Origin of the sequence: uncultured Phascolarctobacterium sp., assembly GCF_902463975.1 — a bacterium.
Lineage (GTDB): Bacteria > Bacillota > Negativicutes > Acidaminococcales > Acidaminococcaceae > Phascolarctobacterium_A.
On record NZ_CABQHJ010000004.1, the window covers coordinates 77,719 to 103,141 of the forward strand.

Consider the following 25,423-nt stretch of genomic DNA (forward strand, 5'->3'; position numbering starts at 1 on the left):
CTTTTTCTAATTTTATCAAACAAGCATATTTATACGTTAATACCTATTCAGCCGCCTGCAGAGGAAACTTCTTCTTCCGCAGGCAGCTTTTTGACGTATGCACTTGTAGAGATGTGCCTGGTGTTATATAATAAAATGTGTATGCATGAAATATGCACATGTTTGTTGACAGTGGCTCAATGGAGGGCTTATGGACTTTAAATTTTTTAGGAACAGAATAAAGGTATCTCTATACAGCATAGGCATCTTCGCCTTCTTCCTGCTTGTTTCCCTGGTAAGCCTGTATATTGTGCGCGAAAAAATATTGGATAATTCGCATATTATGGGACAGCAGCTGGCAGCCCGCTTTGCCACAAGGGAAACAGGACGCATAAAAGCTCAAGAAATTCTGCTGCGCAGTGCCGCGCAGAACCTTGCACATATGCTGGAAATGAAGCCAGATATGACGGATGCAGAGCTGGAGGAGGCGCTGACGCATTTTACCGATTATATGGAAAAAAATGCTGATGTGGGCCGCTTTGATATGTGCGCTGTAGTACACGGGCATCTTATTGGCAAGCGATTGGAGGGACAGCCGACAGATGTTGCTTCGCTGAAATGGTATCAGGCAGCGCTGAGCAATAAAAGCGGCGTAGCCTATACTAATTTATATCAATACGGCAAGAATAATGAGCGCCTGCTGACGATGGCCGTGCGCTTTAGCGATAACAATGTACTGGCGATGAATCTTTATCCGGAGCGTCTGAATGGCCTGCTGAGTGACAATAAGCTGCCGAAGGACAGCTATTACTACCTTTGCGATCCGTCCGGTAATATTATGTTTACCATCAATGACCGCAATCTGTCGATAGAAGAAGAGCAACCTTATGTAGATAAAATCTTTAAGGAAATCCGTGAATCTGACAGTGATGTATCTTATATTACCGACTATGAAGGCAATAAGCGCGGTGTTTACTACACGGTTTCGGAAAAGGGCTGGATATCTATTGTAACGATTCCATATGATTTCCTGATGGGTGATTATAAGGATTTGATGCAGTGGTTCAGCCTGACGCTGGCTATTTTCCTGCTGCTGGCTGCCGGTTTGGCACTGCGCGAGCATTTGCTGAACAGGGAGCTGCAAAGCATCAATGAGGTTATCCGCGTTATGAGCAAATCATTCCTGGCTGTGTTCAGAGTTAATTATATTACAGGACGCTATTATATGCTGAAAAGTACCCCGCCAGGACCTCAGGAGCCTGAGGGCGATTATGATGAGCTGCTGCAGGAGCTGATAAAGAATGTGGAGCCGGAGGCTACCGAAGAATTTGCGACCAGCTTTGCGCGTGAGCATATCAAGGATCTGGTGGAGCGTCATATCAATGACTTCGGCGGTGAGTTCCGCTATCGCTTCGGTAAGGAATACAGATGGCTGAATGTCCGCCTGATGCGCGATGATTTGCTGAATAAGGACGAAGCGGTTTTCTTCTTCCGTGAGGTAGACGCCGAAAAGCAGAAGGAGCTGGAGCATATTCAGGTGACGGAGCAGGCGCTGCAGGTAGCACGCGAAAATGCCAAGTCCAGAAACATGTTCTTCTCTGCACTGTCGCACGATATGCGTGCGCCTCTCAACGGCATTATCGGCATGGCGGAGCTGGCAGAGCTGCACAAGGATGACTGCGTGCAGGTGAAGGAATATATCCGCAAAATAAGCGCCGCAGGGCAGCAGCTGCTGACCTTGATTAACGATATCCTGGAAATGGCGCGTCTGGACAACGGCAAGGTGGAGCATGTGCAGGAAACCTTTATGATTGCCAAGGTAGCGCAGGATACCAGCGATATTTTTGCGGCGCAGGCCGAGCTGGAGCAGAAGTTCTTTGACTCTCAGCTGATGCTGCAAGAAGATGAAATGGTGAGCGGCGATTTGCAGGGCTTGCAGCAGATTTTGAATAATATTTTGTCGAATGCGATTAAATATACCAAGGCGCATGGCAAAATCAGCTTTCTGGCACGTCGCGAGCTGAGCAATGAGCGCAACCGTGTGCATTATACCTTTGTCATTAAAGATACCGGCTGCGGTATGTCGGCTAAATTCCTGGAGAAAATTTACAAACCGTTTGAACGCGACAGCCGTTTCGGTGTGCCGCGCGTTACCGGCACCGGCTTAGGCATGACGATTGTCAAAAGCCTGGTAGAGCGTATGGATGGCAGCATTCATATCAGCAGCCGTGTTGATGAAGGCACCTGCGTAATTATTTCTTTGCCGTTCAATATTGTGAAAAAAGTAGAAAGCAAGCCTCAGGATGCAATGCCGAAGCTGGAGGATTTTGCAGGCTGCAGAATTTTGGTAGCAGAGGATAACAGTATCAACATGGAGATTATCAGCGAGCTGCTGACGATGAATGGTTTAGAGGTATTGCCGGCAAGCAACGGCAAGGAGGCCGTGAAGCTGTTTGAGTCTTCGGAGGAGGGCAGCATCAGCATGGTGCTGATGGACATGCAGATGCCGGAAATGGATGGCTGTGAGGCTGCCGAGGCTATCAGAGTTTTGCCGCGTGAGGATGCGCGTAAGGTGCCGATTCTGGCGCTGACAGGCAACAGCGGCAGTGATGACGTGGAACGCGCGATGGCTGCCGGCATGAATGATTTTATGGTGAAACCGGTACAGATGAAGCTGCTGGCGCAGATGATGAGTGCGTACCTGCAGCATTAAGAGCAGAAAGGGGTGCGAAGACGTGCATTTACAGGAACTGCCGCAGTATGTGGCGATTGATATTCAGGAGGCGCTGGAAGAGCGCTTTATGGAAAGTGAAGCTATGTATGTGCGCTTTTTGCGCAAGCTGCTGACAACCGATGATTACAGACTGATGGAGGAGGCTGCTGCCGCAGAAAATTGGCAGGAGGTGCTGCGCTATGCGCACAATCTGAAGGGCGTGTGTGCAACGCTGGGGCTGACAGGCTTGCAGACGCAGTTTGCCGATATTGTGAGCCTGCTGCGCAGCGAGGACTATACCGTGCCGCAGCTGCAGGCGAAGCTGGCTGCGGTTAAGATTGACTGGCAGCGCACGCTGCAATATATTGAGGAGCTGGAGAGCGCATGATGGAAATAATAAGTGTAGCAGTCGGCGGTGCTTTGGGTGCAGTGTGCCGTTATCTGCTGGGTAATTTTATCAGCAGAGCGAGCGGCAGCGCCCTTCCCTGGGGAACCTTCGCCATAAATATCATAGGCTGCTTTTGCATGGGCCTTTTGATGACGCTGATTGTGGAGCGCGGTCTGCTGCCTGCGGCCTGGCGCCTGTTCTTGTGCGTAGGCTTGTTGGGCGGCTTCACCACCTTTTCCTCGTTTGGCTATGAAAGCCTGATGCTGCTGACGGAGGGTAATATCGCTGCCGCGGCAGCGTACAGCGGCGGCAGCCTGCTTTTGGGACTGCTGGCTGCGGGAGCAGGCGTGCTGGCGGGTAAAGGGGTATGAGCTTGAACGCTTAACGGAATAGACAACGCTTGTAAAATGTATGTTATAATCAGTAATGTAGACTATGCGCAAAAAGCAAGGGGGAGAATCATATGGGCCTGTTGTTAAATACTCTTTCTCCGGCAGTTTTATACGAGGAGATGGCTAAAAGTACATATTTTGTTGATAAAACTGCTTTTATAGGCCAAATGCTGCAGCGTATAGGCACCAATGGCAAGTATGTATGTATTACGCGTCCGCGCCGTTTTGGCAAAACCGTTATGGCCAATATGCTGGGAGCATTTTTGACTAAAAGTGCTGCTACGAAAAAGCTCTTTGCACAGTTAACTATAGGTTGTGATGCTGAGGCTATGCAGCACATCAATCAATACAATGTTATTTATATTGATTTCAGCAGAATCAGCAGCAATGATTACCAAAGCTATATAGATAATATTGCTGATGCCTTGAAGAACGATCTGCATAAGGCCTATCCCGATGTTGATTATCGTGCGGCAGGCGGCGTAGCCGAGGATTTGGAACGAATTACTGCAGCGACGGGCGAAAGATTTATTTTCATTTTTGACGAATGGGATGCTATCTTTCACGCTGCCTTTATTTCTGAAGATGACAGGAAAAAATATCTGCTGTTCTTAAAGGATTTGCTGAAGGACAGAGTTTATGTCCAGCTGGCGTATATGACGGGTGTGCTGCCGATATCAAAATATACCAGCGGCTCGGAATTAAATACCTTTGCTGAATATAATATGGCGACGATGTCGTTATATAGTGATGTTTTCGGGTTTGATGATGCGGAAGTAGATGCGCTGTTTGCCAAGTATCAGGCTTTGACGCCTAAACCACAGGTTACACGTGAAGGCTTGAAAATGTGGTATGACGGTTATCACACTGCTGCCGGTAATTTGCTGTATAATCCGCGTTCAGTGGTTATGGCTTTGCAGAATAACCAGCTTTATAATTATTGGACCAGCTCCGGTCCCTATGACGAATTATTTTATTATATCCGCAACAATGTGACGGCGGTGCGAGATGATTTGGCACTGATGGCTGCAGGCGAACGCATACCCTTGAAAATTCAGGAATATGCGGCTATGCTGCTGGAGCTTAATACTAAGCAGCAGATTTTTTCAGCGATGGTTGTTTATGGCCTGCTGACATATGAAAATGGTAAAGTGTTCATCCCGAATAAGGAATTGATGGATAAATTTAATGAGCTGCTCCTGAACAAGGATTCTTTGGGTTATGTGCATCAGCTGGCGGTAAAATCGGAAGCAATGCTGCAAGCTACGCTGAAAGGTGATACTGTTACGATGAGCAGGATTCTGGAATTTGCGCATAATACGGAAACACCGCTGTTGGCGTATAACAATGAAACCGAGCTGGCTGCTATTGTTAATCTCATATATCTGGCAGCACGTGACAGATATAATGTCCAGAGGGAGGATAAGGCCGGGACAGGCTATGTTGACTTTATCTTCTATCCTTATCAGGAAAACGATGATTGTCTTATATTGGAGCTGAAGGTGGACCATACGTCTGAGGAAGCGATTGAGCAGATTAAACGCAGGCAGTATGCGCTCAAATTTGCCGGAACTCTGGGAGATGGCAGCAAGCGTTATAAAGGACGGATTTTGGCTGTCGGTATAGGCTATTCCAAGAAAACAAAGCAGCACCGCTGTAAGGTAGAGGTGCTGCAGAAATAGTTGGCTGTATTATGATGAAAATAGGGAGTGAATAAGGTGAAAATTGAAAGCGGAAGAATGCTGAATGACTATATTGAACCTAACAAAAAACAGTACTGCATTCCTGTTTTTCAAAGGGATTATGCATGGACTGAAGAGCAGTGTACAAAGCTTTTTGAAGATATAGTGATGGCATATAAAAAAGATAGACCTCATTTTTGTGGTTCTTTCGTGTATGCACCTTTGGGTTCTAAAAAACATATTGATTCATATATAATTATTGATGGCCAGCAACGCTTTACGACGCTTTATATCTTGATAAAAGCACTTGCTGATTCAGCAGATGATGATAGAGATAAGGAGGCTCTGCAAAGATACCTCTACAATGAAGATAAATTTAACAGATATGGCTTAGACGAAAAAAGCAAGCTGAAATTAAAACCGGTAAAAACTGATAATGATCAACTTCTGTTATTAATGTCAGGAAAAATAGAGCAGATGGATAAGAGCAGGCGAGGCATAATTTATCATAACTATATGCTTTTTATGCAATTAATAAAATCATTTCTTGAGGAATCAAGTGCTAATTCTGTACTGATGATTAATGATGGGATAGAAAAGCTGATTTGTGCAGATATTAGATTAGATACAGACGATAATGCTCAAGAAATATTTGAAAGAATTAATTCAACAGGCATTAAGCTAGGATTAGCAGATTTGATTCGTAATTATATATTAATGACTGATACAGATCAAGAACGTTTATATGAAGAGTATTGGCTTACTATGCAGAACTTATTGCCTGATAAATTGCTTGATAACTTTTTTATAGATTATCTGAATATGAAAAGCGATGGCTTTGTAAAAGAAAGTGAAGCCTATAAAAGCTTTAAACAGGTATATGTAGAAGTTAAGTATGACAATGAGAAAATGCTTCAGGAAATTTTGCATTACGCAAAGCAGTATTATGTATTTTGTTATGGAAGCAGTGATTTTGGCGCTGAAGTCAATAAAGCTTTAGCAGGCTTGCGCAAGCTAAAGCAGACTACGGTATACTTATTTTTGTTCAGAGTTTTTGATGATTATGAAAATGGAATTATTAATAAAAATGAACTGGCGAGAGTGCTCAAAATGCTTCTAAGCTACAGTATAAGAAGACTTGTTTGTGAGATTGGTTCTAATACTCTGCGTGGATTATATAAGACTCTTTATGGACGTGTATTCGAACAAAAAGAAAATAAAAATACATACTACGATTCTCTAGTTTCGTTCTTTCTACAACAAACCTCGAAAAATACAATACCATCAGATAATGAGTTTTTGACAGCATTGCAAGAAAAGAATCTCTATAGTAAAAATGCTCTTTGCAAATATTTACTCTGTGAAATCGAAAACCAAGGCAAGGAAACATTAGATACAGAAAATCTAAGCATTGAGCATATAATGCCACAAAATAAAAATTTATCGATGTCGTGGCAAAAAATGTTAGGAGAAAATTGGCAATCTGTGCATGAAAAGTATCTTCATACGCTCGGTAATTTGACATTAACAGGGTATAATAGTGAGCTTGGAGATAAGCCGTTTGAAAAAAAGAAAGAGAAATTGGAAGAAACCATTACACATATAGCTGTTCTCTATAGTGATGTTAAGGATAAGAGTGAATGGAATAGCGTAAATATGGAAAAACGTGCAAAGCGTTTGGCTGAGATTATTTTAAAACTATTTCCTATTGAGCAACCAAAAACAAAAATTGAATTTACTGATCCCCACTATAAGCTTTATACATTAGCGAATCCGGATGATGCTACTTATAAAACAGTAAATTATTTTGAGTTTTTAGGAGAACGTGTGAATGTTAGTAGTTTTGCTGAGATGGTAAGGTCTATTGCTCAAATTTTGTACGATATGGACAATAGCATTATTGATGATATGGCTAAGAAACATGAACCACTGCCGGAATGGACAACACCTGCGTTTTCTTATGAAGAAGACGGTGTACGCAATCCGTTTAAGTTGAGAAACTGTAACATTTATATTTCAACAGGTTATTCTGCATCTGCATGTATATTTTTCATAAGAGGTTTAATGAAAAAGTATGAGTTCGATATTAGTGAGGATTTTGTGTATAGTGCAAAACCTAACAATACATCGATAAATTAGCCTTTCTATACTTTCCTGATATTCAACACGGCAATCGCTGCAAATATCAGTCCCATGCCGATGATTTTCACCATCGTCAGTGCTTCCGCAAAGAAAATAACACCGACAACGGCAGCGACAAAGGGCTCAATCGTCGCCAGGATGGAGGCCTGTCCTGCTTCAATCTGCTCCAGTCCCTTGGTGTAGAGCAGATAAGGAAGCACGGCGCAGAGCAGGCCCAGTCCTAAAACGCTGACGATGGACGGCAGGTCAATGGCTGCAAGACGCTGATAATCAAAATCTGCGAGCGGCCATGAGGCTGCGAGTGCCAGATAAAAGGTGTAGGCGGTTATGGTAAATGACGAATACCTGCGCACGGCGTACTTGCCGAAGATGCTGTACAGTGCGTAGCCGAAGCCGCTGCCCAGACCGTAGAGCAGGCCGCTGAGCGTAAGCGTCACACTGCTGCCGAAGACACCGGTGACACAGGCGCAGCCGCTGAAGGTGAGCAGCAGAGCGAGTGCCTTGGTGCGCGTGAAGGCTTCGCCGAAGCACAGTAGTGACATAAGCATAACAAAGACAGGCGCGGTGTAAAGCAGTAGCGCTGCCACTGCCAAGCTTGTCTGCTGCATGGCGTTGAAGTAGCAGTAGTTGAAGAATACCAGGCTGCAGATGCCGGTGCCTACGAAGAGCCAGATGTCACGCAGTCTGATGCGCAGGGCGGCACCTCCTGAGCGCAGCAGCGGCAGCGTGACGCAGATTGCCGCTGCCAGCGAACGCAGGGCAACCATCTGCATGGAGCTGAAGCCATGAGTTGCCAGCGTTCTGACAAAAAGCCCGATTAAACCCCAGCAGACAGCAGCGGCGATGATATAAAAATAGGCCTTTGTTTTCATTGCTCAGCCTGCTTTTTGCCACGTCCCCAGAAGGTGTGGAATTTTTGCAGCAGCTCCTTACCGGGCTTGGGCGGCCACAGCTCCTGCCTGTCGCTGTTACGCATGGCTGCCGCCAGATGCTCGTAGATTTCCGGATACTGCGCGTTGAGCGCGGCGATATGCTCCTTGATGTCCTGACGCATGGTGTGACCGTCATAAGGACAAGGATTTTTGATAGGCTTCAGGTTCAGCTTGGCCACCAGCTCGCGTATTTCCTGCTCGCGGTAGTAGAGCAGCGGGCGCAGTACCGTGATGCCGGAGCGCGACAGCGGTGTTACGGGCAAGAAGGTGCGCAGCTGGCCGCTGGTCACCAGATTCATGAAGAAGGTTTCTACGGCATCGTCATTGTGGTGCGCTAACGCTACCTTGTTGAAGCCAAGCTCCTGTGCGCGGCGGTTGGTGGCGGCGCGGCGGAAGTAGGCGCAGGTGAAGCAGGGACTGCCGCCCTTTTTTTCATGCGCTGCCATTACGTCAACATCGTCGCTGTAGTGTGTAAGGCCGAACTGCGCGCAAAAGGCCTCCAGCTCTGCCTTGGGGAAGTTAGGCGCAAACATGCCGTTGACAGTGTAGCAGGCAAGGTCGAAGGGAATAGGCGAATATTTTTTGATTTCTGCCAGCATGGCTGTCAGAAGCATGCTGTCCTTGCCGCCGCTGAGGCCGACGAGAATGCGGTCGCCGGGCTGGAGCATGTCGAATTCTATAATAGCCCGCCACAGCTTGCTCAAATCCTTGGCGGGAACGAAGGTGCTTTTCTTAGTCATCTGTATAATCTCCTTTTGCATTACATAGCCTTATTTTAACACAATGCAGCTGCTTTTCCTAGCATCTCTCTAGGCAAAAGCGGCTGCTTTTCTTCTGCTAAGAGTCGCGTTTTGTGATATAATATTTAAGTCAAAAATATTTTTACCCAAGCAGAGGATGCAGGTGCATCCGTGAAATATTATGGAGGCTAACGACTGATGACCGATACAATGCAAGGACTCAATAAACAGCAGCTTGATGCAGTACAGACTATCAACGGACCGATGCTGATTCTGGCAGGCGCAGGCAGCGGTAAGACGAAGGTGCTTACCTGCCGTATTGCGCATCTGCTGCAGCAGGGTGTGCGTCCCTATCGCATTTTGGCGATTACCTTTACTAATAAAGCCGCCGCGGAAATGCGTGAGCGTGTAGACCGTATGGCAGGCGCTGCTGCCAGAGATGTGTGGCTGTTTACCTTCCATGCCTTCTGCGCCCGTCTTTTACGCTATGAGTTGGAAAACCTTAACGGCTATGCCAATAATTTTGCTATTTATGATACGAGCGACAGCAAAAACCTGATTAAGCAGGTGCTGAAGGAAATGAACCTTGATGAAAAGCGTTTCCCGCTGCCGGCGATTATCAGCAATATCAGCAATGCGAAAAATGCTTTGCTGCTGCCTGATGCCTACGCCCGCGAGGCCTCTGGCTATTATGAGCAGCAGGTGGCAAAAATTTATGATGCTTATCAGAAAAAGCTGCAGGCCAACAATGCCGTAGACTTTGATGATTTGCTGCTGCTGGCGCTGCGTCTGCTGCAGGAAAACCCTGCGGTAAGAGAAAAATACCAGCGCAAGTTTGATTATCTGATGGTTGACGAATATCAGGATACCAACCATGCGCAGTATCTGCTGACGAAGCTGTTGGCAGCAGGCCACAGAAACATCTGCGTTGTAGGCGATGCTGACCAGAGCATTTACGGCTGGCGCGGCGCCGACATCCAGAATATCCTTGATTTCGAAAAGGATTACCCCGATGCCAAGCTGGTAAAGCTGGAGCAGAACTACCGCAGTACGCAGGTTATTCTGGATGCCGCCAATGCCGTTATTGATAACAACAGCGGACGCAAGCCGAAAAATTTGTGGACTGCCAACGGCAATGGTTCGGAAATTGTTTACTATCAGGCGAATGATGAAAGAGATGAAGCACGCTATGTGATTGAAAATATGCAGAAGCTACAGCTGAATGAAAGCGCCAAGCTGGGCGATATGGCAGTGCTGTACCGCACTAACGCGCAGTCGCGTGTATTCGAGGAAATGCTGATTAAAAGCGGTATTGCCTATACGATGGTCGGTGGTACGAAGTTCTATGAGCGCAAGGAAATCAAGGATGCGCTGGCTTATCTGCGACTGATTTTCAACCCCAGTGACAGCTTGAGCCTGCTGCGTATTATCAACGTCCCGCGCCGCGGTATCGGTGATGCTACGCTGGCACGTCTGCAGGAGCATGCTAATGCTACTGGCCAGACGCTGTTTGAGGTAGTGACTAATGCAGCGGATGTTCCGGGACTTGCCAACCGTTTTGCCGGTAAGCTGGACGAGCTGAGCGAGCTGCTCTTTGAGCTGATGGGCGAGGCCGCTGATGTGCCGGTAAAACAGCTTCTAGATGATGTGTTGCTGAAAACCGGTTATCTGGAGGAGCTGCAAAGCAGCAAGGACCCGCAGGACGAAAGCCGTGTGGAGAACCTGAAGGAAATGCTGAGCGTAACCGAGGACTTTGCTGTCAAATGCGAGCGCAACGGCGAAGAACCGACGTTGGAAAACTTCCTGGCCGACGTAGCGCTGGTTGCCGATATTGATGATGCTGAGCTGGGTGAGGATGCAGTTACACTGATGACGCTGCATTCTGCCAAGGGCCTGGAATTCCCCAATGTCTTTTTGGTAGGTATGGAGGAGGGTATCTTCCCGCATTCCCGCACATTGATGAACGATGATGAGATTGAAGAGGAACGCCGCCTGTGCTATGTAGGCATTACGCGTGCGGAAAAGCATTTGTTCCTGAGCAACGCCAGAACACGCACTATCTACGGCCGCACGCAGTATTATACACCGTCCCGCTTTCTGCAGGAGGTGCCGCGTAATCTGGTGCATGTGATTAAACGTCAGGCACCGCAGCGTCCGGCGATGACGCAGCAGGTGCATAAGACGAGTGCAAAAGAGGCTGCTAACTGGTTTGAGCAGCACAAGGCCAGCTTCTTCCCGAAGGAAAGCAGTGCGGCGGCCGGTTGCAGCTTCCGTGTCGGTGATAAGGTTATGCATAAAAAGTGGGGCGCAGGCACGATTGTTACTGCCAAGGATGCCGATGATGGACAGGAGGTTACAGTTGCTTTTGCCGGCGGTGGTATCCGCAGCCTGCTGACGAAGTATGCTAAGCTGGAAAAGCTGTAAGCCGTTTTTCAGATAAAAATCTTGGAGGATAAAGCAATGGCAGAAATGGATTTATTTGCTGATGAGCGCGCGGCAGATTTGGCTGAGGCCGAAAAGCTGCGCCGCGAAATCCGTCATAACGAATATTTATATTATGTATTGGATGCGCCGGAGATTACGGACGCCGAATATGACCGCATGATGGTGCGCCTGCGTGAGCTGGAGGCGCGTTATCCCGACAGCATTCCGGCCGATTCGCCTACGCAGCGTGTCGGCGGCCGTGCCTCCTCGCAGTTTACCGAGGTGCGCCATCTGGAGCCGCTGCTGAGCCTGGGCAACGTGTTTTCCGCCGAGGAGCTGCGTGCCTTTGATGAACGTGTTCGCAGCGGTCTGCCTGCAGGCAGCAAGGTGGAATACGTTATGGAGCCGAAGATTGACGGCCTGGCCTGCAGCCTGATTTACGAAAACGGTAAGCTGGTGCGCGCCGCTACCCGCGGTGACGGCGTAGTGGGCGAAAATGTTACGGCCAACGTGCGCACAATCCGCAGCATTCCGCTGACGCTGAAGGTGCCTGAGGGTGAAGCAGTGCCGGAGCTTCTTGACGTGCGCGGTGAGGTCTATATGCCGCGTCAGGCTTTTATGCGTTTAAACGAGCAACGCGCGGAGCGCGGCGAGAGCGAGTTTGCCAATCCGCGTAATGCGGCGGCAGGCAGCCTGCGTCAGCTGGACCCGCAGGTAACGGCAAGCCGTAGCCTGAGCTTTTTTGCCTACTATCTGGTAGGCGAGGGTGCGCAGCCTAAGCACAGCGAATCGCTGGCTTTGCTGGCGCGCTACGGCTTTAAGGTGAGCGAAAATTATAAGGTTGTCGAAAATATCGACGAGGCGATTAAATATATCGGCGATTTCAACGAGCTGCGTCAAGGCCTGTCCTACGATACCGACGGCGCTGTTATCAAGGTCAACGATGTTTACCAGCAGCGTATTCTGGGTGCGACAGGCAAGGATCCGCGCTGGGCCACGGCCTATAAATATCCGCCGGAGCAGGCGGAAACTACGCTGGAGGATATTGACTGGCGTGTGGGACGCACAGGCGTACTGACACCGACGGCAGTGCTGGCACCGGTAAAATTGAGCGGCAGCGTTATCAGCCGTGCAACTCTGCATAACGAGGATTTTATCCGTGCCAAGGATATCCGCATCGGTGACAGGGTTGTCATCAACAAGGCCGGTGAAATTATCCCCGAGGTGCTGCGTGTAGTTGTTGAAAAGCGTACCGGTGACGAAAAAGAGGTGGAAATCCCCAATGTTTGCCCGGAATGCGGCTGGCGCGTAGAGCGTCAGGGCGAGGAGGCTGCTATCCGCTGCACCAATCCGCATTGTCCGGCGCTGGGACGCGAGGGCCTCATTCACTTTGTCAGCCGTGATGCGATGAATATCGACGGCTGCGGTCCTTCTGTTATCAATGCACTGCTTGATGCGGGCTTAGTGCGCGATGCTGCGGATTTGTACAGCCTGCACAAGGAGGACTTGATGAAGCTGGAGCGTATGGGCGAAAAGTCTGCGGATAATCTGCTGACGGCTTTGGCCGAGAGCAAGAAGAACGAGCTGGACAAGCTGCTCTTTGCTTTGGGTATCCGTCATGTGGGTGCTAAGGTAGCGCGTATTTTGGCAACGGAATTCGGTAGCATGGAAAAGCTGCAGCAGGCACAGCCGGAGGAGCTGGCGCAGATTCGTGATATCGGTGATAAAATTGCGGAAAGCGCCGTTACCTGGCTGAACGTGCCGGCGAATATCGACCTGGTGGAGCGCCTGGCGGCAGCAGGACTGACGATGACGTTTACGCCGCCTGCCAGTCAGGAGGATAACCCCTTCTTCGGCAAAACGCTTGTCTTTACGGGCACAATGCCTACGTTAGGACGTGCCGAGGCCAAGACGATGGCGCAGGACGTGGGTGCTAAGGTAAGCGGCAGCGTCAGCAAAAAGACGGATTACGTCATTGCGGGCGCGGAGGCCGGCAGTAAGCTGGAAAAGGCACAGCAATTGGGCGTAACGGTTATTGATGAGGCTGAATTTCTGCGTCTGCTGAAAGGTGAATAGAGTATAAAAATAGCGTGGCTGCGAGTAGCGGCCACGCTTAATTTTTTATTTGTTTTTGTGTTCCTTGGCCAAAGCATCCCAAACAGGCAGCTGCAGGCCGGCGATTTCGGAGGTGAAAGGAGTACCGTCGTTCTTTTCGAAATGCTTCCAGGCACGCAGTACATATTTAAAGCCGATATATTGCAGCGGTAAGTTGCAGTATACCATGAGGATATTGGCGAAGTCGCTCAAATCCCACAGTGCGCCTAAATCCATACCGGCGATGTTGGTGATAACGCCGAAGGAAATAACGATGAGGCACAGCACACGAATGGAATTGATGAAGGACGCCCTACTGGAAATGCGGTTAGCGCACATTTCGGTGAAGGACATGAAGCCCAACAGGCAGGTGAAGGCAAACAGGCCGAAGCAAACGCTTACGAGCAGCGTAACAACGCTGTAAAGCATGTCACTGCCACCGGTCAGAGCACCGCAGGAGGCTAAGAATTTATCCAGCTTGCCCATCTCGAACCAGGCATTGGCATCAGTTGTGAGCCACAGGCTGCCCATGATAACGACAAAGCCTGTCAGGGTGCAGATAACGATGGTATCAAGGAATACGCCTAAAGCCTGCACACAGCCCTGCTCACAGGGATGAGCAACCTCTGCTGCCGCTGCCGGCATGGTGATGGTACCCTGGCCTGCTTCGTTGGACATCAGGCCGCGCTTAATACCTTGGCTGAGCGCCAGACCGAAGGCACCGCCGAAAACAGCATCAGGCGCAAAGGCCTGCGTGAAAACGGAGCTGAAGAACAGCGGAATGCGGTCGATGTTGCCGACGGTCAAAGCAATGACGGTGAGCACATAAATAACTGCCATAACGGGAACGATGCGGTCAGTAACCTTCGTTACCTTTTTAATACCGCCGAAGCTGATAACAGCAGTGATAACAATAAGCACCGCGAAGGAAATCCAGTAGAGCGAAGAATTGGTAGGAATGTTCACACCGGAGATTTTGCTGGCGATGGCACCCACGGCGGAAATAGTGTTGAAGCCCTGCGCGGGGAAGCACAGCAACGCATAAACGATGTACAGCATGCTGAGCGCAACACCGGCAGCGGCGGAATCGTTCAACAATTTGCGTGCGTAAAAGGGCAGGCCGCCAACATATTCGTTATCACGCTTTTCCTTAAAAATCTGCGAAAGCGTAGATTCGGCGAAGGACGTTGCCATGCCGAAGAAGGCAGAAACCCACATCCAGAACAATGCGCCCGGGCCGCCGATGGAAATCGCACCGGTTACACCCAAGATATTGCCGGGGCCGACACGCATAGCGGTGGAAAGCAAAAAGGCTGTGAGTGAGGAAATACCGTTGCGCGTATGGTTGCGCTGCATCAGCACCTTCACAGCGAAGATAAAGTTGTGTACCTGTACAAAGTGCAGACGGAAGGTGAAGTAAATACCTGTGCCGACCAATAAAATAATTGCCAGACTAAAATTTCCCAGAATGGGGATAGAACCGTACCAGTCGAGATTGCAGGGGAAATCCCAGAACCAGTTGGAAACAATCTGGATTTTGGCGCAGATTGCGTTAACTGCATCAAATAAAGCTTGCATAAGACCTCTCTCCTATAGCTGTAATTTTATTTTGCCCTTGCATTAAGGCGCAGCAAAGGCAGCTTCATTATCTATATCTTAACCTTTTTTATATTGCTTGGCAATGGGTGCGGGGAAGTATACAATATATAGCGAAACCTATTTTCTCTGCAAGAAAAACTTTTTGTGTTGATTTCTCATACATAATTTACAGACAAACAGCGCGATTTGTACTATAATATAAAACTAGATAAGTGACATCTGCTGTCTTTCGCACAGATGTCTATATGTAATTTAGAAATGAGGGAATATGATGAAAGAGTATAATTCCGTATCGGAACCGTTTTTAGCGGATGTGCGCGCCGTAGTAGGTGACGCCAATGTTTTTACCGAGCCTGAAAAACTGGAGCAATATAAAACCGACGAGGAATATGATCCGCGCCGTTTCCGTGTGCCTGAGGCTGTTGTGCGTCCTGCCAATGCTGAAGAGATTGCTGCAGTTGTGAAGCTGTGCAACAAGTACAATGTGCCGCTGACTGTCCGCAGCGGCGGTACCAGCCTTGCCGATGGCGCGATTGCTGTCTGCGGCGGTATTGTACTGCTCATGGAGCGCTTAAATAAAATTATCGAGATGAATACCGAAGCGATGTATGTTGTCGCCGAAGCAGGTGTGCGTACCGTTGATATTCAGAAGATGGCCAACGAAGCAGGCTATCTTTACGCAGGTGACCCCTGCAGCGCCGAAAGCTGCCTGATCGGCGGCAATCTGGCAACAAATGCCGGCGGCAGCAAGGCTGTCCGCTATGGCGTTACCCGTAATCAGGTTTACAGCCTGGAGATGGTTACCCCGACCGGCGAAATCGTGGAGGTTGGCAGCCGTCTGAAAAAATGCAGCACAGGCTATTGCATGGAGCAGCTGGTAATGGGCAGTGAAGGTACCTTGGGCATTATCACCAAGGTAACCTTGAAGCTGCAGCCGATGCCTCCGTATCGCTTTGACCTGCTGGCAGTTTTTGATGACCCGTTCAAGGCGCTGGACGTAGTGCCGAAGATTATGCAGGCCGGTCTGAATCCGACAAGCATGGAATATATGGATAATTCCTATGTGCGTGCCTGCGCTGATTATATCGAATTTAAGGGCGCACCGCATTATGAGGATGGTATTTACGTTATCATTACGGTAGAAACGTTCAGCGAGGATGAGCTGGACATGAAGATGGAGCAGCTCGACGAGCTGTGCGAGGCAGCAGGCGCTGTTGAGGTGCTGGAAGCAGATGACCGCATCTGGGCAATGCGCCGCAACTGCCAGGAATCTATCAGCCTTGTCAGCAAGGTTTCTCTGACTGACGATGTTGTTGTACCTGTGGACCGCATTGCGCCGACCATTAAAGAGATTATGCATATCGGCAGCAAGTATCCCTTCCCGATTCCGGTAAAAATCAATGCGCATATCGGTGATGGCAACCTGCATATCGTTCTCTGCAAATGCGATTTGGATGATGCAACCTGGGAAAAGATTGTGCATGACTTCCACGAGGAGGTTTATGCCTATGCTTATGCTCAGGGCGGCCGCTTAGCAGGCGAGCACGGTATCGGTGCCAAAAAGCTGGCTTATATGGAAGAATTTACCCCTGCCGGCGAGCTGGAGCTGATGCGCAGAATTAAGCTGGCTTGGGATCCGAATTTGATTTTGAATCCGGGTAAGGTTTTTAACGCATAAGCAAGAGCGCATCTGATTCTTTCTCTGCACTCTTTATAAAAATTAGAAAAAGAGATATATTATGAGCAATTATAATTCTGTAACTCCTGAATTTATTGATGAATTAAAAACGCTGTTGGGCGAAAAATATGTCAAAACCGATGCTGATACGCTCGACCGCTACAAGACGGACGAGGAGGCAGACGAGCGCTGCTTCCATCTGCCGGATGTAGTGGTAATTCCCGCCGATGCCGAAGAAATTTCCGGCGTAGTGAAGCTGTGCAACAAGTATCTCGTTCCGCTGACCGTGCGCGGCGGCGGCACAGGCATCGTTGACGGCGCTATTGCCGACAAGGGCGGCGTAGTGCTGCTGATGGAACGCCTGAACAAAATTATCGAGCTGAATAAGGAAGGCCTGTACATGGTAGCGCAGGCCGGTGTGCGCACGCTGGATATTCAGGCAGCGGCGAAGGCGGAGAACCTGCTTTATGCAGGTGACCCGTCGAGCAGCGATAGCTGCCAGATTGGTGGTAACCTGGCGACGAATGCCGGCGGCATCAAGGCTGTGCGCTATGGCGTAACGCGCAACCAGATCTATGCTGTGCAGATTGTTACGCCTTACGGCGATATTGTTGACCTGGGCTCGCCGCTGAAAAAGTGCAGCACAGGCTACTGCATGGAGCAGCTTGTTATCGGCAGCGAGGGCACGCTGGGCATTATTACGCAGGTAACACTGAAGCTACAGCCCTTGCCTCCGTATAAAATCGATATGTTGGCAATTTTCCACGACCCGATGGCGGCGATTGGTGTTGTGCCGCAGCTTGTGAAAGCAGGTATCGACCCGACGAGCATCGAATATATGGATAATCCTAATGTGCGGACAACCTCGGAATATCTTGAGTTCCCCGGTGCGCCGCATGTTGAAGACGGTATTTATGTTATTATTACGATAGAAACCTTCAATGAAGATGAGCTGGACATGAAAATGGAACAGGCCAGCGATATCTGCGAGGCAGCAGGCGCTGTGGATGTTCTGGAGGCTGATGAGCGTATCTGGTCGATGCGCCGCAACTGTCTGGAATCTGTAAGCCTTATCAGCAAGGTGTGCACGACGGATGATGTTGTTGTGCCGGTTGATGAAATGAGCGATATGATTCAGTACATCATTAAAACCGTGGCAAAATATCCCTTCCCGCTGCGCATCAACGCACATATCGGTGACGGCAACTTGCATATAGTTTTGTGCAAGCTGGATTTGTCCGATGAGGAGTGGGAGTCTGAATTAAGCCGCTTTACGGAAGAGGTTTATACATATGCTTATGCGCATGGTGGCCGCCTTTCCGGTGAGCATGGCATTGGCAGCAAGAAGGCACACTTCCTGGAGCGGTTTACTCCGAGCGGTGAGCTGGAGCTGATGAGAAAAATTAAAAAAGCCTGGGATCCCAATAATATCTTGAATCCAGGCAAGGTTTTTAATTTATAAGACTATCTCAATGGTCTGCTGTAAAACTAAAATATGTAGCATTGTAGCTAAGTAGCAAAGGAGAGATTTTAGTATGACAAATTACAATCCCGTAACCGAAGAAGTCCTGGAGGAGCTGCGTAAAGCAGTCGGTGCAGAGCATGTAAAAAATGATGCCGAAACTCTGGAGCGTTACAAAACCGACGAAGAGCCGGATGCTCATTACCATCATCTGCCGGAGGTAGTTGTAGCACCGGGCAGCACCGAAGAGGTGGCTGCTATTATGAAAATCGCCAATAAATATCTTGTGCCTGTAACTCCGCGCAGTGCCGGTACCAGTGTATCCTGCGGTGCGATTCCTGTTTTCGGCGGCATTGTGCTGCTGATGGAACGCATGAACAAGATTATTAAGCTTGATGCCGATGCTATGTATATGGAGGTTGAGGCTGGTGCGCTGACCTCCGATATTCAGGCTAAGGCTAACGAAGCAGGCCTGCTGTATGCCGGTGACCCATGCAGCGCAGACAGTTGCATGATCGGCGGCAACATTGCAACCAACGCCGGCGGCAATAAGGCTGTACGCTACGGCACTACCCGTCATCAGGTTTATTCTATCGAGGTTGTTACTCCGACCGGTGAAATCGCTGAGTTGGGCAACCGCCTGAAAAAATGCAGCACCGGCTACTGCCTCGACCAATTGGTAATGGGCAGTGAGGGTACTCTGGGTATCATCACCAAAGCAACTCTGAAGCTGCTGCCGCTTGCTCCGTATCGTCTGGATATCCTTGCAGTTTTCACCGAGGTACAAAAGGCTGTCGACCTGGTGCCTGCGCTGGTTAAGGCCGGCCTGAATCCGACAAGTGTTGAATTTATGGACAACGGCTTTGTACGTGCTGCCAGCGATTATGCAGAACAGCGTCTGCCGCATTACGAGGATGGCAGCTACGTTATCGTTACCGTGGAAACCTTTAACGAGGACGAGCTGGATATGAAGATGGAGCAGCTTGACGAAATCTGTACTGCCTGCGGTGCAACCGACGTTGTTGAAGCAGACGAGCGCGTATGGAAGGTACGCCGCAGCTGTCTGGAAGGCTCCAAGGCTTTGAGCAAGGTATCTACCTCTGATGACCTTGTTGTACCTATCGACAAAATCGCTGTCTGCCTGAACCACCTGATGGAGGTTTCCAAGCAATTTGATTTCGAATGCATGTGCCTGGCTCACGCAGGTGACGGTAACCTGCATTTCAACTGCCTGAAGATGGATATGACCGACGAAGAATGGGAAAAACAGCTCGCAGAGTTCCACAAAATCTGCTACGCATATGTTTACAGCCTGGGCGGCCGTCTTTCCGGCGAGCATGGCATTGGTGCGAAAAAGATTGACGCACTGGCAGCTTATTGCGACCCGGTAGAAATGTCTATCATGAAGACTATTAAACGCGCTATGGACCCGAACAATATCCTGAATCCGGGCAAGCTTATCCGTGCCTGATTCTTTTTGAGCACTGCTGAATAAATTTAATATAGCGTCCGACGTACTCTTATATGCAAGAGTACGTCGCTTTTTTTATTTACAATATTCCTCGCCTACATTATAAATGTTGCCAACTTGATAGAGGCATAGTTAAATAAATTGCGGAAAATTAAAAAACTATTGCTTGTAAAATACGCATATGTTATAATGCTGTCTATATAAATTTAATTAGGAATAATGAATATATATTATGAAAAGGGGAGGATGATGATGAATATGACAGAGGAATACAATCGCCTGATAGGCAAGCGTGTAAAAATGCAGCGCATTTCCGCTAAGGTATCTCAGACAGAATTGGCGAAAGAGTTGGGGGTAACTCAGACGCATTTAAGCAATATCGAAAACGGACGCGCGGGTTTGACAATACCCAATCTGATTAAGCTGCATCAGATTTTGGAATGTCCTATCAGTTCTTTTTTTGTGGATATCGAAGGGGAAAAGGAAGCTGATAACAGCAGCGATATAACTCTGGAAAATGTTATGGAGCTGGCAAGACTCCTGAAAAAGGCACGTGCCTGAAACAAAAAGCAAAGTCATTTTATGGCTTTGCTTTTTGTTTTTGTTGTGGCAGTATTTTTAGGCAAGCTGTTTTTACTCAGGCAGGAATTTCGGGATTCATGGCGAACTATCCATATATTACATATTTTTTAAAGGAGCAATTAGATGAGTACATTCACCAAGGTCCTGTTGGCCACAGATCTGTCCCCGCAGGCTGATAAATTGACCGAGTGTCTGTTTTGCTTATGCCCCGATACGGAAACGGAAGTGGTTTTGGCTCACGTCTTTGATGATGACGATGATGCCGACCCTGACGGTAGCAGCTTTAAAAAAGCGCGCAGCCGATTGGATGGGTATAAAAATGATATAGAGCAGGCAGGCTATGAAGAAATTTCCATTGTAACCCCGGCAGGCGAGCCCTGCGAAACCTTAAGCAGGCTGGCGGAAGAAAACGACGCTGACCTGATGCTGGTAGCATCTCACCGCAAGGGCTTTTTGAAGCGTGCGCTGATGGGCAGCACTACCTATGAGCTGGCACGGGCTACAATGATTCCCCTGCTGATTAATAAGGATGAGGAAGATGAGGTTACAGAAAATCTGCTGGATACTGTGCTGATACCGACCGATTTTTCCCGTAAATCCTTAGAAGCGCTGAACGTTATCCGTAGCCTGCGTGAATATGTAGGCAAGGTGTTGTTTGTGCATGTTGTTGAGCACAGCAGAAACAAACATGATTACAAGGAAAAATACGGCAGTGCCAAAATGTTTTTGCAAGAGCTGGTAGACGAAATGAAAATTTTCGGCATTGAAGCCGATTATCGCATTGCACATGGCGTAGCCTCCAAAAAAATTGCTGCTATCTGCGAGCGTGATAATGTCAGCCTGATTATGATGACTAAAACCGGCGCCGATATGACTAACGGCGATGACTTGGGCAGCACCTCGGAAAACGTGGTTCTGAATTCTGATTGTGCGGTAATGCTGCTGCCGGCTGAAGACAGTGATGAGGAGGATTCCTTCTCCTAAACTGCTGCAGAAGAAAAATTTGATGATTTTATAAAAATTTTTACAAAAAACGCTTGACTTTCATTAAAAATGCCAGTATAATACTACTTGCAGTTATGTTGACTGCGGGTACGTATTGTGCTGGCAAATTGAAAATAGTTTAAAGTTTTCAACCTTGGAGAGATGACCGAGTGGTTGAAGGTGCACGCCTGGAAAGCGTGTGTACGGGAAACCGTACCGAGGGTTCGAATCCCTCTCTCTCCGCCACTTAAAAATCTGCCGCACTGAGCGGCTTTTTTAATAAAATCATATATTTGTTTCTCTGTAGGATCGTAGAGCCGGGTCCTGCGCAATGGGAGCCTGTGAACCAGGTCAGGTCCGGAAGGAAGCAGCCTTAAGCGGATACTTTCATGTGCCGTGGGGAAGCCCGTCTTTGCGGTCCTACAGGGAAATAAACGAAGAAAATCCGTCGCATGTGCGACGGATTTTTTTGTGCTGCGCTTATTTGCTGAGCAGCTCGATTTTTTTCATATAGGGAGCAACGATATTAGCGATGGCCTGAGGATTTGCTGCCTGCCAGGCGGCAAAGTCAAGACCGCTTTGGGCGATATGCTTGCCGATTTCCAAAAGCACGAAGGGGATATCTTCGGCAAGCAGTGTGCCTACTTCTTCTCCTAGGCGTTCGCTGCCCTGCAGTGAGCAGCCGTTGATGTACATAGTGAAGGCTGGGTGTGCTGTACCCTTGATGACCTTAACTGTACCGCGGAAGCCGAGGTCGCCTATTTGGTGGGTGCCGCAGCTGGAAGGACAGCCGGAAATATAAATCTGCGGCAGAGCATCACTGGCGGCGTACTGCGTAGCCATTTCTTCGAAGCAGCTTGTCAGCAGGCTTTGGGAATCTCCCATGCCCATCTGGCAGACGGTAGAGCCGATGCAGGCCACGCTGCTTGTGAAGGCATTATAGGCTGTGTCAGGCGTGAGCGACATTACCTTTGCTGCTTCGGGAGCAGTGAGGTTGATAATATAGACGCTTTGGTCGGGTGCAAGACGCAGCTCGGCGGCTTTAACGTTCTGCAGATAATCCGCCAGAGCGAGGAAGCTTTCAATTTTGGGCAGTCCTGCCTGTGGATGATAATTTACGGCGTAAAGACCGGGCTGCTTCTGGGAGGTAATGCGGAAGCCGGTGATGAGCTTGAAGTCGCGCTTGGTGATTTTTGTTGCCTCAGGCTGCAAATCAAGACCACCCTCCTGCAGTGCCTGCAGAAGGCGTTCGCTGTAGGCAGCCTTATAGGCTGCTTCTCCGCCCAAAAGCTCAGGCAGATAACGGGTGCGTGATTTGGCTCTTTGCGTATAGGTGCCGCATTCGCGGAAGGTGGCGAGCATTGCTTTAATATGATACAAGATTTTTTCGGGAGCAACAGCCTCGGCCATTTTTATACCTGTGCAGGGAGCAGGGCCCAGGCCACCGGCACTGTAGACATCGAAGCGACCGTCGGGACGGGCGGCGAAGCCTAAATCGCGCATGGTGGCGTGCGTAATATTTTGCGGGGAATTGGAAAAGCCGGTCTTTAATTTGCGTGGCAGCTTGCCGTCGGGAATGGCAGCTACAAGATATTGCGCTGCAGCTTCGGCGTAAGGCAGCACGTCAAAATATTCCTCGCGCTCTACACCGCTTAAGGGTGAGCAGAGGACATTACCGGGATAGTCACCGCCGCAGCCGAAGGGGATGATATCCGCGTCCAGGCATTGCTCCAAAATTTCAGCGGCAGCCTCGGCGCTGAGGTCGTGCAGCTGGATAGTCTGGCCGGTGGTGAAGTGAATGCGGCTGATGTTATACTTGCGGATCATCTTGGTGATGAAGGCCAGCTTATCTGCAGTTATGCGACCGGCACTGCAGCGCAGGCGCAGCATATTGCTTTTGCCGTCGCGCTGGGCGAAGCTGCCGAAGTAGCCGGAAAACTCCTTATAGGCAATTTTGCCGATTTTTTCATTATGGTAGTCAGCAGTCTGCCTGGCAAAGTCAGGTAACTGCTTGCGTAAAAAGTCCTTGTCAATTTCGGGTATGGTCATTGCTGTAGCCTCCTTTTGATTAGCTGATGATATTATATAATACTTCAGTGCATTAGTAAAATATTTGTTTTGATGGTAAGCTGGAGCATCTAAACTGTAATTTACTTTTTAGGCTATTTTGAGTATAATAGTTATGTATGTAATAAATTCCGGGGAGGTGGCAGCGATGGCTTATGTAGCTTTATATCGCCAATGGCGACCGCAGGACTTTGACGCTCTTGTGGGACAAAAGGCTGTAAAAACAACCTTAAAAAATGCTTTGGCAAGCGGAAAAATAGCCCACGCTTATTTGTTTTCCGGTCCTCGCGGCACCGGTAAAACCAGTATGGCGCGTATTCTGGCCAAGGCTTTGAACTGCGAGCAGGGGCCTACTGCCGAGCCCTGCGGCCAATGCAGCAATTGTCAGCGTATTGTGCAGGGAACCTCTCTGGATGTAATTGAAATTGACGCTGCATCCAACACCAGTGTAGATAATATCCGTGACCTGCGCGAGCAGGTAGCCTTCACGCCGGCGGAAAGCCGCTACAAGGTTTATATTATCGACGAGGTGCATATGCTGTCTACGGGCGCTTTTAATGCCTTGCTGAAGACATTGGAGGAGCCGCCGGCACACGCTGTATTTATTCTGGCGACGACGGACCCGCAGAAGGTGCCTGCGACAATTCAGTCGCGCTGTCAGCGCTTTGAATTTCGCAGGGTAACGGTAGACGAAATTGCGGAGCATCTGGCCATGGTAGCCGCTGGCAGTGGCATTGAGGCAGATGCGGACGCGCTGCGCTTAATAGCGATTCAGGCTGAGGGCGGTATGCGTGATGCGCTGAGCCTGCTGGACCAGTGCGGTGTCATGGCCAAGCGTGTTACGGTGGCAACCGTGCGCGAGGTACTGGGCATCGTAGGGCGTGAAGCGCTGCACGAGCTGACGGGAGCAATAGGCCGCAGACAGCTGCCGCAGGCGCTGGCTACGCTGAATCTGCTGCTGGAGCAGGGTAAGGATGTAAAGCAGGTGCTTACGGAGCTTATTGAGTATCTGCGGGCGTTGGTGCTTTATCTGGCAGTTCCTGACTATGAAGAAATTTATCTGACGGATACCAAAGAAGCGCTGGCAGAGCTGGCGCCGTTATTTGGGCGTGATCGCTTGCTGGCGGCGGAGGAAAGACTGCATAGTGCTATTCAGGAGCTGCGCGGTTCAATGCGTCCGCGCATCACTGCGGAGCTGTGCTTATTGGATTTGTGCCGCGTAGAGGGCAGCACATTGGCTGCTTTGTCGGCAAGGATAGAACAGCTGGAGCGTCAGCTGGCAGGTGGTGTAATGCCTGTTTATCAGCAGGCTCCGGTTAATGCTCAGCCTGTGCCTGCTGTGGCAGTGCAGCAGCAAGCTGCACTGGAACATGCAGCGCCGGCAGCGCAGCAGCCTACTGCACAGCAAGCTTCGGCGGCAATGCAGATGCAGGCAGCGAAAGCTGCTCCGGTTAAGCAGCCTGCAGCAGCGCAGCAGCTTGCTGCTGATACGCTGGCTGCAGCGGTGAACGCTGCGCCTAAGCCTAAAAGTGCCAGAGTGCAGCAGACAGAGGAATATGCCGGTGATTTTGCCGCCGGTGAGGATTTCTGGAAGCAGGCTCTGGAGATTATGAAGGCTGAAAAGAAGAACTCGATGGTGTCCTGTGCTAAAAACGGCAGAGTCTTCAGCTTTGCCAATAACATTCTGCAGGTGGCCTTTAAGGCGCCCTTCCTTGCGGACAGAATGAACAAGGATGACTATCGCGGTGCCTTTGAAGAGGTTCTGTTGCGTCTGGCAAGGCGCGAAATCAGGCTGGAGGCTGTGATTGAGGGCAAGGCTAAGCTGCCGCAAAAGCCTGTAAAGCAGCAGGAGGTGCAGCAATCGCCCGAAAGCGAAACGCAAAATCTGCAGGCAGCACAGCTGCCGGAAAACCTGCGCAAGGCCTTTAATGCTTTGGGTGGCAGCGTAACAGATATATCTGACCAATGAAACTAAATTGAGACTAGCAGGTCTTGGCTTAAGTTTCTAAGAATATATAATATCAATATATGTAAATATCAAGACTAACTATAAAAAGTCAAGGAGGCAAAGATAAAAAACTTAAACCAAATAGA

17 protein-coding genes, 1 tRNA gene and 1 other RNA gene are annotated in these 25,423 nt (G+C 49.1%); 15 read left to right on the forward strand and 4 right to left on the reverse strand.

Going from position 1 to position 25,423, the window contains the following annotated elements; all coding sequences use genetic code 11:
- The first annotated feature begins 190 nt into the window (after positions 1-190).
- From RDW05_RS02260 to RDW05_RS02280, 5 genes are all read left to right on the forward strand, one after another.
- The gene (locus RDW05_RS02260) at positions 191-2,692 is read left to right on the forward strand and encodes an ATP-binding protein (protein WP_307977695.1); all 2,502 of its coding nucleotides are present in this window, start codon (positions 191-193) and stop codon (positions 2,690-2,692) included.
- A 22-nt stretch (positions 2,693-2,714) separates the two neighbouring features.
- Positions 2,715-3,080, forward strand: a complete 366-nt coding sequence (locus tag RDW05_RS02265) for an Hpt domain-containing protein (RefSeq protein ID WP_307977696.1) — start codon at positions 2,715-2,717, stop codon at positions 3,078-3,080.
- Positions 3,077-3,451, forward strand: coding sequence for a fluoride efflux transporter CrcB (crcB, locus tag RDW05_RS02270; RefSeq protein WP_293691031.1), 375 nt, complete (start codon positions 3,077-3,079; stop codon positions 3,449-3,451). Before RDW05_RS02265 ends, crcB begins: the two co-directional genes overlap by 4 nt.
- Before the next feature lie 92 nt (positions 3,452-3,543).
- Complete coding sequence (locus RDW05_RS02275) at positions 3,544-5,154, forward strand: AAA family ATPase (protein WP_307977697.1); 1,611 nt, start codon at positions 3,544-3,546, stop codon at positions 5,152-5,154.
- A gap of 36 nt (positions 5,155-5,190) precedes the next feature.
- On the forward strand, positions 5,191-7,293 hold the full coding sequence (locus tag RDW05_RS02280) for a DUF262 domain-containing protein (protein WP_307977698.1): 2,103 nt from the start codon (positions 5,191-5,193) through the stop codon (positions 7,291-7,293).
- A gap of 5 nt (positions 7,294-7,298) precedes the next feature.
- On the opposite strand, the gene RDW05_RS02285 is transcribed toward RDW05_RS02280, so the two are convergent.
- Both RDW05_RS02285 and RDW05_RS02290 read right to left on the reverse strand, forming a co-directional pair.
- Positions 7,299-8,168, reverse strand: a complete 870-nt coding sequence (locus RDW05_RS02285) for an EamA family transporter (protein WP_307977699.1) — start codon at positions 8,166-8,168, stop codon at positions 7,299-7,301.
- Entirely contained in the window at positions 8,165-8,968 is an 804-nt protein-coding gene (locus RDW05_RS02290) for a tRNA 2-thiocytidine biosynthesis TtcA family protein (protein ID WP_307977700.1), read from the reverse strand. The genes RDW05_RS02285 and RDW05_RS02290 overlap by 4 nt, the downstream gene beginning before the upstream one ends.
- A 198-nt stretch (positions 8,969-9,166) precedes the next feature.
- Between RDW05_RS02290 and pcrA the strand changes: the two genes are divergently transcribed.
- Positions 9,167-11,392 (forward strand): DNA helicase PcrA, encoded by a 2,226-nt coding sequence (gene pcrA, locus RDW05_RS02295; protein ID WP_304278792.1) that lies wholly within the window; start codon positions 9,167-9,169, stop codon positions 11,390-11,392.
- Between the two features lie 36 nt (positions 11,393-11,428).
- Positions 11,429-13,468, forward strand: a complete 2,040-nt coding sequence (ligA, locus tag RDW05_RS02300; RefSeq protein ID WP_307977701.1) for an NAD-dependent DNA ligase LigA — start codon at positions 11,429-11,431, stop codon at positions 13,466-13,468.
- Between the two features lie 45 nt (positions 13,469-13,513).
- Here the strand turns inward: ligA and RDW05_RS02305 are convergent, their stop codons facing one another.
- Positions 13,514-15,064, reverse strand: coding sequence for an amino acid carrier protein (locus tag RDW05_RS02305; RefSeq protein ID WP_307977702.1), 1,551 nt, complete (start codon positions 15,062-15,064; stop codon positions 13,514-13,516).
- Between the two features lie 292 nt (positions 15,065-15,356).
- Here RDW05_RS02305 and RDW05_RS02310 point away from each other — a divergent pair, with 292 nt between their 5' ends.
- The 7 genes from RDW05_RS02310 (at position 15,357) to ffs (ending at position 21,677) form a co-directional block, all read left to right on the forward strand.
- A complete protein-coding gene (locus RDW05_RS02310; RefSeq protein ID WP_040564517.1) occupies positions 15,357-16,763 on the forward strand; it encodes an FAD-binding oxidoreductase in 1,407 nt (468 codons plus the stop codon).
- Positions 16,764-16,824: 61 nt separating this feature from the next.
- Positions 16,825-18,225: an FAD-binding oxidoreductase gene (locus RDW05_RS02315; RefSeq protein WP_307977703.1), complete on the forward strand. Its 1,401-nt coding sequence runs from the start codon at positions 16,825-16,827 to the stop codon at positions 18,223-18,225.
- A gap of 73 nt (positions 18,226-18,298) precedes the next feature.
- Entirely contained in the window at positions 18,299-19,696 is a 1,398-nt protein-coding gene (locus RDW05_RS02320) for an FAD-binding oxidoreductase (protein ID WP_293806516.1), read from the forward strand.
- 246 nt (positions 19,697-19,942) lie between these two features.
- A complete protein-coding gene (locus RDW05_RS02325) occupies positions 19,943-20,257 on the forward strand; it encodes a helix-turn-helix domain-containing protein (protein ID WP_210685134.1) in 315 nt (104 codons plus the stop codon).
- 144 nt (positions 20,258-20,401) lie between these two features.
- Positions 20,402-21,262 carry a universal stress protein gene (locus tag RDW05_RS02330; protein WP_298880380.1) on the forward strand — a complete coding sequence of 287 codons (861 nt, stop codon included), beginning with the start codon at positions 20,402-20,404 and terminating at the stop codon, positions 21,260-21,262.
- Positions 21,263-21,418: 156 nt separating this feature from the next.
- Positions 21,419-21,508: transfer RNA gene (locus RDW05_RS02335), tRNA-Ser, on the forward strand.
- Between the two features lie 69 nt (positions 21,509-21,577).
- Positions 21,578-21,677, forward strand: an RNA gene (gene ffs / locus RDW05_RS02340) — signal recognition particle sRNA small type.
- Between the two features lie 65 nt (positions 21,678-21,742).
- Here ffs and RDW05_RS02345 read toward each other — a convergent pair.
- Entirely contained in the window at positions 21,743-23,311 is a 1,569-nt protein-coding gene (locus RDW05_RS02345) for a nitrite/sulfite reductase (protein WP_307977704.1), read from the reverse strand.
- 166 nt (positions 23,312-23,477) lie between these two features.
- Between RDW05_RS02345 and dnaX the strand changes: the two genes are divergently transcribed.
- On the forward strand, positions 23,478-25,298 hold the full coding sequence (dnaX, locus tag RDW05_RS02350; RefSeq protein ID WP_307977705.1) for a DNA polymerase III subunit gamma/tau: 1,821 nt from the start codon (positions 23,478-23,480) through the stop codon (positions 25,296-25,298).
- Positions 25,299-25,423 lie beyond the last annotated feature (125 nt).